This window comes from Neoroseomonas soli (genome assembly GCF_018129065.1).
In the GTDB taxonomy this organism is placed as follows: Bacteria; Pseudomonadota; Alphaproteobacteria; order Acetobacterales; family Acetobacteraceae; genus Neoroseomonas; species Neoroseomonas soli.
In genome coordinates, this window is sequence record NZ_JAAEDM010000113.1 from 1 (window position 1) to 11,529 (window position 11,529).

Annotated in this window: 11 protein-coding genes; 1 reads left to right on the forward strand and 10 read right to left on the reverse strand. The window is 74.1% G+C overall.

Translation table 11 applies throughout. The annotated features are described in order from the left end of the window. A partial coding sequence (locus tag GXW76_RS23175) for a coiled-coil domain-containing protein (protein ID WP_211864513.1) occupies positions 1-1,147 on the forward strand: 1,147 nt, incomplete at its 5' end. 203 nt (positions 1,148-1,350) lie between these two features. Here GXW76_RS23175 and fdhF read toward each other — a convergent pair. The 10 genes from fdhF to GXW76_RS23225 form a co-directional block, all read right to left on the reverse strand. Continuing rightward, on the reverse strand, positions 1,351-4,089 hold the full coding sequence (fdhF, locus tag GXW76_RS23180; protein ID WP_211864514.1) for a formate dehydrogenase subunit alpha: 2,739 nt from the start codon (positions 4,087-4,089) through the stop codon (positions 1,351-1,353). Beyond that, entirely contained in the window at positions 4,086-5,690 is a 1,605-nt protein-coding gene (locus tag GXW76_RS23185) for an NADH-ubiquinone oxidoreductase-F iron-sulfur binding region domain-containing protein (RefSeq protein WP_338151026.1), read from the reverse strand. Before GXW76_RS23185 ends, fdhF begins: the two co-directional genes overlap by 4 nt. A gap of 232 nt (positions 5,691-5,922) precedes the next feature. Further along, on the reverse strand, positions 5,923-6,303 hold the full coding sequence (locus tag GXW76_RS23190) for a hypothetical protein (RefSeq protein WP_211864516.1): 381 nt from the start codon (positions 6,301-6,303) through the stop codon (positions 5,923-5,925). 297 nt (positions 6,304-6,600) lie between these two features. Beyond that, on the reverse strand, positions 6,601-7,341 hold the full coding sequence (locus tag GXW76_RS23195; RefSeq protein WP_211864517.1) for a sulfite exporter TauE/SafE family protein: 741 nt from the start codon (positions 7,339-7,341) through the stop codon (positions 6,601-6,603). Beyond that, a complete protein-coding gene (locus tag GXW76_RS23200) occupies positions 7,305-8,699 on the reverse strand; it encodes a hypothetical protein (protein ID WP_211864518.1) in 1,395 nt (464 codons plus the stop codon). The genes GXW76_RS23195 and GXW76_RS23200 overlap by 37 nt, the downstream gene beginning before the upstream one ends. After that, positions 8,696-10,048 carry a hypothetical protein gene (locus GXW76_RS23205; protein ID WP_338151027.1) on the reverse strand — a complete coding sequence of 451 codons (1,353 nt, stop codon included), beginning with the start codon at positions 10,046-10,048 and terminating at the stop codon, positions 8,696-8,698. The genes GXW76_RS23200 and GXW76_RS23205 overlap by 4 nt, the downstream gene beginning before the upstream one ends. Positions 10,049-10,193: 145 nt before the next feature. Continuing rightward, positions 10,194-10,565 carry a VOC family protein gene (locus tag GXW76_RS23210; RefSeq protein WP_211864519.1) on the reverse strand — a complete coding sequence of 124 codons (372 nt, stop codon included), beginning with the start codon at positions 10,563-10,565 and terminating at the stop codon, positions 10,194-10,196. Then, a complete protein-coding gene (locus tag GXW76_RS23215; protein ID WP_211864520.1) occupies positions 10,562-11,020 on the reverse strand; it encodes a molybdenum cofactor biosynthesis protein MoaE in 459 nt (152 codons plus the stop codon). The genes GXW76_RS23210 and GXW76_RS23215 overlap by 4 nt, the downstream gene beginning before the upstream one ends. Before the next feature lies 1 nt (position 11,021). Next, the gene (gene moaD, locus GXW76_RS23220; protein ID WP_211864521.1) at positions 11,022-11,273 is read right to left on the reverse strand and encodes a molybdopterin converting factor subunit 1; all 252 of its coding nucleotides are present in this window, start codon (positions 11,271-11,273) and stop codon (positions 11,022-11,024) included. Positions 11,274-11,278: 5 nt separating this feature from the next. Then, on the reverse strand, positions 11,279-11,529 hold a 251-nt coding region (locus GXW76_RS23225), incomplete at its 5' end, for a hypothetical protein (RefSeq protein ID WP_211864522.1).

The window sequence follows — 11,529 nt, forward strand, 5'->3', positions numbered from 1 at the left end:
CCTGCGAGAGGCCGCGGCGGCCGAGGAACGCCGCCGCGACGGCCTGCGCGCCGAGGCGGGCGCGACCGAGCAGCGCCTGTCAGGCCTGACCGCGCGCGCCACCGCCGAGCAGCAGCGCCTGACCGACCTGCAATTGCGCGTGAACGAGCAGACCGACCGGCTGCGGGAACAGGAGACGCGCCTCGCCGCAGCGCGCGAGGCGACGAACATCGCGCAGGGCGAGGCCACCGCCCGCCGGCAGGCCGTTGCGCAGCTCGAAGGCGAGATCGGCCGCCTGACGGCGACGCGCGACCAGACCGCGACCGAGTTGCGCGGTCTGCAGGGCCGCGTCGCCGAACTGCGCAGCGAGGTCGCCGCCGCCGAACGCCGCCTGGCCGAATTGCGCGACAGCACCGGGGCCGAGGAACGGCGGCTCTCGGCGCTGCGCGGGGAAGCCTCCGTGGCCGAGCGCACGCTGGCCGAACGCCGCACCGCCGCCGCCGAGGCCGAGCGCCGGGCGACCGAGGCCGCCCGCACCGCCGCGCAGGAGGCGGACCGCACCCGGGCTCAGGTCGAGGAAGCGCGCCGCGCCACTGGCGTCGTGCAGGCCTCCCGCGGGGAAGCGGAGTCGCTGCAGCGCCAGGCCGAGGCGCTGCGCCAGGAACTCGCCGCCTCCGAGCGGCAGCGGCAGGACCTCGCGCGGCAGGCGGAGGCGCTGCGCGGCGACGTCGGCGGTGCCGGTCGCCAGCGCGCGGAACTCGCCGCGCAGATCGAAAGCCTGCGCGGGGAAGTCGCGGCCGCCGACCGCCGCCGGGCCGAACTGGCCTCGCAGGTCGAACGCCTGCGCGGGGAGGTCGCCGCGGCCGACCAGCGCCGGGCGGAGGTGGCGGACCAGGCCGAGAGCCTGCGCGCCGCGGTGGCCGCGGCCGAGCAACAGCGTGCCGAGTTGGCACGGCACCTCGACGCCATGCGCCAGGAAGTCGCCACGGCGGAGCGCCGCCGCGCGGAGGTCGCCGGCCAGATCGCCGCCACCGAGGCGCGGCTGGCGGAACGGCGGACCGAGCTCACCGACCTCGAGGCCCGTGTCCGGCGTGCGCGCGAGGCGAGCGGCAGCGGGGACCCGATGACGGTGGTGGTCCCCGGCACGGCGCCGGCAGCGCCGCGATAGGGCGCATTGGCCCAGGCGCAGCGGTATGCTGCGCGGGGCCTTGTGGGGCGGTCGCGCGCAGAACCAGGCCCCCGATGCCGGGCCGGCCGAAAGACTGGCCGGCGGACCGCTTCGCGGCAGAAACCTGTTTTCGTCGCGCTCCGGTCAGGCCTGACGCCTGCCCCTGGGGCGAATGGATCCGCAGGATCCTGCGCGGCCCGGGTCTACGGCACCGGCTCGACCCGCGCCGCGCAGAGCTTGAAGCCCGGGATCTTGCCGTAGGGGTCGAGCCGCGGGTCGGTCAGCAGGTTCGCCGCCGCCTCGCGGAAGGCGAAGGGCATGAAGACCACGCCCTCCGGCAGGGCGGGATCGGCGCGGGCGACGCCTTCGATCGAGGCGCGCCGGGTCGTGACGCGCAGCCTGGCGCCGGCGGCGATGCCGAGGCGGCGCAACTCCCCGGGCGCGAGAGACACCGTGGCGGCGGGTTCCAGCGCGTCCAGCACGCTCGCGCGCCGCGTCATCGCCCCGGTGTGCCAGTGCTCGAGCTGCCGCCCGGTGGTGAGGACAAAGGGGAAGGCGGCGTCGGGCAGTTCCTCGGGCTGCGAGAGGCCGGCGGGCACCAGCAGCGCGCGGCCGTCCGGCGTGGGGAAGCGGTCGTGGAAGACGATCTCCTCGCCCGGCGCTTCGGGGGCGGGGCAGGGGTAGGTGACGCTGTTCTCGCGTTCCAGCCGGACCCAGGTGATGTTGGCAAGGCTCGGCATGGCCTGGGTCATCTCCGCGAAGACCTCGCGCGGGTGGGCGTAGGTCCAGCCGAGGCCGAGGCGGCGCGCCATGTCCACGATGATGGCGAGGTCCTGCCGCGCCTCGCCCGGCGACGTGACGGCGGCGCGGCCGATCTGGACCTGGCGGTTGGTGTTGGTGACGGTGCCGTCCTTCTCCGGCCAGGCGGAGGCAGGCAACACGACGTCCGCCAGCGCCGCGGTCTCGGTCAGGAACAGGTCCTGCACCACCAGGTGGTCGAGCCGCGCCAGCGCTGCGCGGGCGTGCGCGAGGTCCGGGTCCGACATCGCCGGGTTCTCGCCCATGATGTACATGCCGCGGATGGCGCCGCGCTCGGCGGCATTGAGGATCTCGACGACGGTCAGGCCCGGCGCAGGGTCGAGCACGGCGCCCCACAGCGCCTCCATCGCCGCGCGCGCGGCATCGTCGCCGGTGCGGTGGTAGTCGGGCAGCATCATCGGGATCAGCCCGGCATCCGACGCGCCCTGCACGTTGTTCTGCCCACGCAGGGGGTGCAGCCCGGTGCCCGGCCGCCCGAGTTGGCCGCAGACCAGGGTGAGCGCGATCAGCGCGCGCGCATTGTCCGTGCCGTGGATGGACTGGGAGACGCCCATGCCCCACAGCGTCAGCGCCGCCGGCGAGCGCGCGAAGAGCCGCGCGACGCGGCGGATCTGCTCCGCCGGGATTCCGCAGCGCGCTTCCATGACCTCGGGCGCATAGGCCTCGGCATGGGCGCGCAGCGCGGCGAGGCCATCGACGCGCGCGGCAAGGAAGGCATCGTCCTGCAGGTTCTCCGCCAGGATGACGTGCAGCATGGCGTTGAGCAGCGCGACGTCCTCGCCGGGCGTGAAGCGCAGCACCTCGGTCGCGAAGCGGTCGAGGGAACTGCCGCGCGGATCGGCGATGACGAGCGTCGCGCCGCGCAGGGCGGCGTCCTTGATGAAGGTGGCGGCGACAGGGTGGTTCTCGGTCGGGCGCGCGCCGATGATGAAGATCAGGTCGGCCTCGTGGACCGCCATGAAGGGGGCGGTGACGGCGCCGCTGCCGATGCCTTCTAGCAGCGCGGCGACCGAGGCCGCGTGGCACAGCCGCGTGCAGTGATCGACGTTGTTGGTGCCGAAGCCGGTGCGCACGAGCTTCTGGAAGAGATACGCCTCCTCGTTCGATCCCTTGGCGCTGCCGAAGCCGGCCAGCGCATTCGGGCCGATGCCGTCGCGGATGGAGCGCAGGCCGGCGGCGGCGCGATCCATCGCTTCCTCCCACGTCGCCTCGCGGAACTTTTCCCGCGCGCGGGCAGGTTCGAGGCAATCGGCCGGGTCCTTCGTCGCGCCCTCGATGCGGATGAGCGGCTTCGTCAGCCGGTCGGGATGCGTCAGGTAGTCGAAGCCGAAGCGGCCCTTCACGCAGAGGCGCCCCTGGTTGGACGGGCCGTCGCGGCCGACCACTTCCTCGATGCGGTTGTCGCGCACGCGGAAGCCGACCTGGCAGCCGACGCCGCAATAGGGGCAGACGCTGGCAACCTCGCGCGCGGGTTCGGCGACGCGGTGGCCGCGATCGTCGAGCACGGATTTCGGCAACAGCGCCCCGGTCGGGCAGGCCTGCACGCATTCCCCGCAGCCGACGCAGGAGGAAACGCCCATCGGGTCGAGCAGGTCGAAGGCGACCGTCACCTCCGCACCGCGGCGCGCGAGGCCGATGACGTCGTTGTGCTGCACTTCCCGGCAGGCGCGCTCGCAGAGGCCGCAGGCGATGCAGGCATCCAGCGCGACCGCCATGGCCGGGTGCGAAAGGTCCGGCGCCGGCCGTGCATCGGGCGCGAAGCGGGATTGCGTGACGCCCAGCACCCCTGCCCAGCGCGCGAAGGTGGAGGTGGCGTCGCGCCCCTCCGGTCCCGGCATGTCGGCGAGCAGCAGTTCGAACACCATCCGCCGCGCGGATTCCGCGCGCGCCGAGGCGCTGCGCACGACCATGCCTTCCCGCGGCATGCGGATGCAGGAAGCGACGAGGGTGCGCTCGCCGTCCACCTCCACGAGGCAGGCGCGGCAGTTCCCATCGGGGCGGTAGCCGGGCTCCGGGCGATGGCAGAGATGCGGGATGTCGGTGCCTTCGCGCTGCGCGACGGTCCAGATCGTCTCGCCCGGCGTGGCCTCGACCTCCTGGCCGTCGAGGATGAAGCGCGTCACGGCACCGCCTCCGCCGGGAAGTGCCGCAGCAGGGACAGCACCGGGTTCATCGCCGCCTGACCAAGGCCGCAGATCGACCCGTCCGCCATCGCCTGGGCGAGTTCCGCCAGCAGAGCGCGGTCCCAGCGCGGGGCGTCCAGCAGCCGCGCCGCCTTCTGCGTGCCGACGCGGCAGGGCGTGCATTGCCCACAGGATTCATCGCGGAAGAAACGCACCAGGTTGCGCGCGGCCTCGGCAAGATCGTCCCGGTCCGACAGCACCACCACGGCGCCGGACCCGACGAAGCAGCCGAGCGGTTCCAGCGCACCGAAGGCGAGCGGCAGGTCGCCCATGGACGCCGGCAGGATCCCGCCCGACGCACCGCCCGGAAGGTAGGCGGCGAAGCGGTGGCCGTCCTGCATGCCGCCGCCGTGTTCCTCGATCAGTTCGTGCGCGGTGATGCCCAGCGGCGCCTCGTACACGCCGGGGCGCTGCACGCGGCCCGACAGGCTGAACAGCCGCCGCCCCTTGTGCCCGCGCCGGCCGGACGCCGCGAAGCGCGAAGCGGCGCCCGGCGCGGCGAGGAGTTCCGGCAGCCACCACAGCGTCTCGACATTGTGGATCAGCGTCGGCGCGCCGAAGAGCCCGTGCTCGCCCGGAAAGGGCGGCTTGTGGCGCGGATAGCCGCGGCGGCCTTCGAGGCTTTCGAGCAATGCCGTCTCCTCGCCGCAGATATAGGCGCCCGCGCCGCGGCGGAGATGGACTGTCGGCGTCGGCACGCCGGCCTCCCGCAGCATGGCGAGCGCAGTCGCCACCTCCTGCCGCGCCTTGGGGTATTCGTCGCGGATGTAGATCCAACAGGCCTCGGCCCCGATCGCATGCGCGGCGAGGAACATGCCCTCGAGGAAGCGGTAAGGTTCGAGTTCGAGGCACCAGCGGTCCTTGAAGGTGCCGGGCTCGCCTTCGTCGGCGTTCACCACCAGGTGCCGCGGGCCCGGATGTTCCATCACGGCGCGCCATTTCCGCGCCACCGGGAAGCCGGCGCCGCCGAGGCCGCGCAGCCCGCTTTCGTCCAGCGCGGCGAGCATCGCCTCCGGCGTCAGGCGTCCGTCATGCGCGGCGGCGAGCGTCGGCCATTCGTCGGGCCAGGGCGGCGCGGGATAGGGCGGGGCTGGCGGCGGCAGGCGCAGGCCCTCCGACCACGCGGCAGCGACCCGCTCCGGGGTCGCGGCGGTGAGGTGGCCCTGCGCCCATCCCTGGGTGGCCGTGCAGGCCGGGGCCTGGTGGCAGGCGCCCATGCAGGGCGCGGCGAGGACCCGCGCGCCGCCGGGCGGGTTCGCGCGCAGGGCCGCGAGCAGGTCTTGGCCGCCCGCCATCGCGCAGGGCAGGCCCTCGCAGACGCGGATGGTCATCGGCGGCGGCGCGGGTTCGCCATCCGCGAGCACGTCGAAATGGGCGTAGAAGGTCGCGACCTCGAAGACCTCGACCGGGGCGAGGCGGAGCATCTCGGCCAGGGCGACGAGGTGGTCGGGATGAAGCGCGCCGTGGCGGTCCTGCAGCGCGTGGAGGTGTTCGATCAGCAGGTCCGCCCGCAGGGGCATGGCGCCGAGGGTCGCGGCCACCGCCTCCCGCGCAGCGTCTGTCGGTGTCCTGCCGCGCGGGCCGGTTCTCGGGCGCCGAGCGGTCATTGCCGCGCCGGCTGCCGGCCGTTGTGGTGCCATCCCGGGCGCACTCCGTTTCCTCGCCGGGCATTACAGCCCGAACCGGAGCGGGGCGCGAGCCTCGACGGGCGCTTTCGGATGTCCGCCGGGATCGGGGCCTACTTGCCGCGTCGCCCGGTCGCGCGCGGCGCGTTCACTTTGCCGGATGCGCGTCGATGAAGGCGTCCAGGGCCCGGCGAAGTTCCATCGTCGCGTTGCGCTCGCAATATGCGACGAGCCAGGCGATGGCCGCGTCCTCGTCCGTCTCTCTCAGCGGGTTGAGGTTCTGTCCGTGCCTTGCGGCGCCGGAGAGGTAGCCCAGGGCCCATCCGGCGACGGAGCGGTATTGCTCGCGGGCGTGGGCGGCGAAGAGGCCGGTGGCGGCCGCGCGCTGCTCGAGCCAAATCGCGCAGGTGATTGTCGAGCCGCTGCCACGCAGGACGATGATGTCCCGCGACGAGGGGGCCTGCGCGGGCGCCGGCGTGGGCCCGATCAGCCAGATGCTCGAGAGGAGAGCGAGCGCCAAGTTCCGCATGCCCGTTACGATCCCGTCCCTGCTGTCCCGCGCCAGGCGGCACGGCAGGCAGGATGTCGCATGACCGGGGCGGGTTGCGCGAGGCCCTACGATCGGCTCCCGGTGACCATGGATGTGCTAAGGCGGCTGCCGCCGCACGGATGCCCGCCGTGGCGGACCGTCGCCTGCGTGGCGCGCCGACGCCGCCGCACACCGCCGGCACCCCTATCTGCCCCAGGCAACGCTTACCGCCCGTGGCCAGGTTCCAAAGAAGGTTGAGGGGGGTGCGGGGGGAGAAGTTCCCTTCTCCCCCCGCCTTCACCAAGGAATCACCCGCACCGCCAGCCAAAGCCCCAACGCGCCGAGCGCCACCTGCACCACCTGGCGGAACGTCGCCTCGTCCAGCCGCGCGCGCAGCCTTCGCCCTGCTTCCATCCCCGCGAAGGCTGGCAGCAGCCCGGCCAGCGACGCCAGCCCGAGTTCGGCCGGCAGCAGCCCGCCGCCGGCCAGCCCCGCTGCCAGCGCCCCGTTCACCAGCACCACGCCCAGGCCGAAGCCCTGCACGAACTGCTCGCGCGGCAGGCGGATCGCCTGCAACCAGGGGGCGGCCGGGACCAGGAAGCTTCCGGTCAGCCCGGTGATGGCGCCCGAGACTGCCCCGATCGGCGGCCCGAGCCAGCGCTCGGCCATGGGGGAAGGCGCCGGCAGCCGCGGCGCCGCGAGTGCGAGCGCGGAGGACACCACCAGCATCACCCCCAACGCGCCCGAGAGCAGCGCCGCATCGGCCCGCGCGAGTTGCCCCGCCGCGAGAAAAGTCGCGACCGCGGCGCAGAGCAGGAACAGCCCGATGCGCGGCGCCACCCGACGCAGCGTGCCGCCGGCCAGCGCCTGCCAGACATTGGTGGCGAGCGAGGGCACCAGCATCAGCGCCATTGCCTCCGGCAGGGGGCGGACCAGGGCGAGAAGGGCGATGGAGACCGTCGGCAGGCCGAAGCCCGCGACGCCCTTCACGAGCCCGGCGATCAGGAAGACAGGGAGGATGAGGAGGATGTCGGCCATGCGGCCATCCTGGTGCGGATTCGTTCGTCGTCGGTCAGGCCGGCGCCGAAGCGTGGGATGAGGCCGAGCGCCGCAGCGAGCGGCACCAGCCAGACGATTCGGGCCTGGTAGCGGGACACCGGTGCCGAAAGCGCGCCGGTGGCGAAGGCATTGACGAGAACCGCGAGCAGCAGCCCCGCGACCAGCCCGAAGCGCGTGCGGTCGCCGCGCCAGGCGGCGAGGCCGAGGGCAAGAAGCGCCACGGGCAGGCCCAGCAGCAGCACCGGCAGGTGCGGCGCCAGGAAGGGGGCGGCGAGGTCGGGCAGGTCGCCACGCATCTGCGCCGCAGCGTCGAAGGCGGCGAGTTCCTCGGCCGGCAGTCGGGCGATCGCGTGCCGCGCGGAAGCGGCGAGATGGTCATTGCCCAGCGTGTCGCCGACCTCCACCAGGGCGAGTTGCGCGAGGGTGTTGCGCAGCATCGCCTCCGCCACCTTGCCCGGCCGTTCCGTGAGGGTCAGGGCGATGATCTCCGACGCCTCGGGTGCGAGCCGCATGCCGCCCATCGGGATCGGCACGCCGTTGGGCCGGCGGTTCGCGGGGGAGTCGGGGCCCCAGAGGAAGTGGTCGCTCGGCATCGGCAGGCGGCGGGCGGAGGCGCAGAGGTACCAGCCGGCCGCCGGGCAGTGGTCGCGGATCGTAGCCGCCGCGGGGCCGTCGGCCTGCAGGCGCGCGAGCAGGAAGACGGCACCATGCGGCGACAGCGAAGGGCGGCCGAAAGCCCAGGTATTGGCCGCGACCAGCGCGCCGACGGCGATCACCACCGGCAGGGCCGCGCGCAGCGGCGCCCGCAGGCCGCCCGCGAGGAATGCCACCAGCGCCACCACAGCCAGCGCCGTCGGCAGGTGGGAAAGATGCGCCGCCACCGCGAAGGCGCCGAGCAGCGTCAGCCACAGCGCCTCGACCCGTGAGAAGCGGTCCCGCGCGAAGCCGAGCAGCAGCAGGCAGAGCGGCGCCACCGCGGCGAACATGTCCGGCATCAACGTGGCGGCGAACCACGGCGCCGATGTCAGCGCCGCCAGCCCGGCGCAAAGCAGCAGGTGCGCCGCCGCCGTCGCATCCCCGCGCGCCCCGCGCTGCGCCAGCCACAGCAGGTGCGACAGCAGCAGCACCTGCGCGGCGAGCGCCGGCCAGAGCGACCATCCCCAATGGAAGAGGTGCAGGAACGGCCCATAGGCCGGCGTCTTGTCCCACGGCCATTCGGGGAACAGCGTCTGGCCGAGGTAGGAGACGCTGTCGATGAAGACCAGCGGATAGCCGTTGAGCAGCGCCGGCCAGGCGAGCATCGCCGCGCCGAGGAGGATCGCCGCCAGCGCCTTCAAGGCGTATCCCGTCGCGGCATCGCGGGCAGCAGGAGCAGCAGCGCGCCGACGGGCAGCAGCCAGGCGATGCGCGCCTGATAGCGCGCATGCACGCCGGACAGCCCGCCCGTCGCCACCGCATTGGCGAGCGCGCCGGCCAGCAGCGCGGCGAGGAAGCCGAGGCGCAGCCCGTCGCCCGCCCGCGCCGCGCGCCATCCGGCCAGCGCCAGCACCGGCAGCGAGAGCAGCAGGACCGGCAGGTGCGCGATGGCAAAGGGCATTGCCGCGGTGCGCAACTCTCCCCGCGCCTGCAAGGCGGCGTCGTAGGCGGCGAGTTCCCGCGCCGGGAAGCCCTCCGCGATGCGGGGCCGGAGCGCGGCGGCGAGGTGATCCGCGCCGAGCGTGTCGCCGATGCCGGCCGTCACCGCCTGGCGCGCGCTGTTGCGCAGGACGGCGAGCGCAACGTCGAGCGGATGCGCGCGCAGGGTCGCGGCAACGATCTCGCCCGCCTCGGCCGAGATCAATGCCCCGCCGAGGAAGCGCGGCCGGCCCTCCGCATCGCGGTTCACCGGGCTGCCGGGCGCCCAGAGGAAGTCGTTGGCGTCCATCGGCAGCCGGTCCACGAAGGCGCAGAGATACCAGCCTGCGGCCGGGCAGCGGGCGCGGATCACCTCGGTCGCCGGCCCGTCGGCTTGCAGCCGCGCCAGCATGAAGGTGGCGCCGTGCGGGGAGAGCGAGGCGCGGCCATGGCCCACCCAGTTCGTCGCCAGGAGCAGCGCGACCGCGGCGGCCAGCGGTGCCGCTGCGCACGACGTGCCCCAGGGCCGGCCTTGTCCGCGCCGGAGCAGGTCGCCTCCCACGGCCAACGCCACCATGGCCAGTGCTAGCGGCAGGTGCGCGAGGTGCGACGCGACGGCGAGGGTTGCGACGACGCCGAGCCAGATCGCCTCCGCCCGGGACAGCCGCTCCGGCGCCAGGCCGAGCAGGGCCAGCGCCAGCACCACGACCGGCGCGAGCACGTCCGGCATCAGCAGCGCGACGGTGAAGGGCGCGGTGGTGAGCGCCGCCGCCGTCCCGCAGACGAGGAGATGCGCGCCCGGCGTTGCCGCCCCGCGCAGCGCGCGCTGCGCCAGCCACAGCAGGTGGGAGACGAGCAGCGCCTGCGCCGCCAGCGGCCCCCACAGCGTGACGCGCCAATGGAAGGCGTGCAGCAGCGGCCCGTAGATCCAGGGCTTGTCCCACAGCATCAGCGGGCCGAGCGTCTGGTGGAGGAAGCCGCCGGTGTCGCTGAAGACGAGCGGATAGCCGTTCAGGAAGGCCGGCCAGGCCAGCAGGGCGGCGCCGGCGAGGATGGCGGCCGTGGCCTTCACGGGCGGAAGAAGGTCGGGGGGAGGGAACTCCCCCCGAATCCCCCCTCCTTCTTTGGGAACCTTGCGGGTCGCCGAAGGCGAGACGCCCTGACAGAAAAGGGAGGGGGCTCGGGGGAGGTTCTCCTCCCCCGACCTTCCTGCCTCGTCACCTCGCGGCGAACAGGCACAGTACGTTCCCCTCCGGGTCGGCCGCATGCAGCGTGCGTTCCCCGGAGGGCTGGTCCGTCGGCGGTTCCAGCACCGCCACCTTCGCCATCAGCAGCCGCCGGTGCCAGCGTTCCAGCTCGTCCATCGTGTCCAGCCTGAAGGCGAGCATCACGCCGGGATCCCCCTCCCGCGGGAACAGCGCGTCGCCGCGTGCGCGGAGCGCCAGGCTCATGGCGCCGAGGTCGAAGCGCACCCAGCCGGCGCGCGCCTCGGCGGGGGTCCGTTCCAGCAGGCGTTCGTAGAAGCCCCGCTGCCGCGACAGGTCACGGCAGGGGATGACGACGGCCTCGAGGCGAAGGGCGGGGGTCACGCGCCGGGCGTGGCCCATCGGGCGGCCGCGGCATCGTCCTCGGCGCGGGCTTCCACCCAGCGATGCGAGCCGGCGGCGAATTCCTCGCGCTTCCAGAAGGGCGCCTTCGTCTTCAGCCAGTCGATCAGGAAGGCGCAGGCTTCCAGCGCCGCGGCGCGGTGGGCCGAGGCGGTCAGCACCAGCACGATCGGCTCCCCGGGCAGGATGCGGCCGACGCGGTGGATCACGGTGCAGCCGGTCAGCGGCCAGCGCGCTTCGGCATCGGCCACGATGCGCCCGATCGCGCGCCCGGTCATGCCGGGATAGTGCTCGAGCACCATGGCCGCGAGGCCGTCATCCCCGCGGCAGACGCCGAGGAAGGAGGCTATGCCCCCCACATCGGTGCGCCCTGCGGACAGCGCGGCGGTTTCGGCGCCCATGTCGAAGGGCGCCTCCTGCACCAGGACCCTGGCCATGTCAGCCCCCGGTGACGGGCGGGAAGAAGGCGACCTCGTCATTCGCAGCGACCGGATGGTCGGGCGGGGCGAAATCCTGGTTCACCGCCGCACGGAGCTGCTTCGGGTCGGCGAAGGCCGCGGCATGGGCGGGGGAACGCCCGGCGAGCCAACGCACCAGCGCGGCGACGTCGCGCACCTCGGCCGGTGGCGCGATCTCTTCCTCGGCGATGCCGACCTTCTGCCGCACCCAGGCGAAATAGAGAACGCGCATGATGCCTACCTCGGGGTGGGCACGGTGGTCACGCGCCCGCCCGGCTGGATGATGGTGGTGGTGCCGCCGTCCTGGATGGCGACGCCGCCCGCCGGATTGCCCGGCTGGACGAAGCCCTGCACGCGGCCGGTGCCGCCGGTGACGACGCCGGGCGGCTGGCTCGGCCCCGGCACGGGCACGACGCGCGCGCCGGTGCGCTCCGGCGGCTCCGGCAATTGCGGCTGGGTGCTCGGTTCGGGCGGGGAGGGGCGCGGCG

Bases quoted from the DNA above. Each gene is read 5' to 3' on its own strand.
- GXW76_RS23190 (WP_211864516.1), bottom strand. From the start codon at position 6,303: ATGCGGAACTTGGCGCTCGCTCTCCTCTCGAGCATCTGGCTGATCGGG.
- GXW76_RS23215 (WP_211864520.1), bottom strand. From the start codon at position 11,020: ATGGCCAGGGTCCTGGTGCAGGAGGCGCCCTTCGACATGGGCGCCGAA.
- GXW76_RS23195 (WP_211864517.1), bottom strand. From the start codon at position 7,341: ATGGCCGACATCCTCCTCATCCTCCCTGTCTTCCTGATCGCCGGGCTC.
- moaD (WP_211864521.1), bottom strand. From the start codon at position 11,273: ATGCGCGTTCTCTATTTCGCCTGGGTGCGGCAGAAGGTCGGCATCGCC.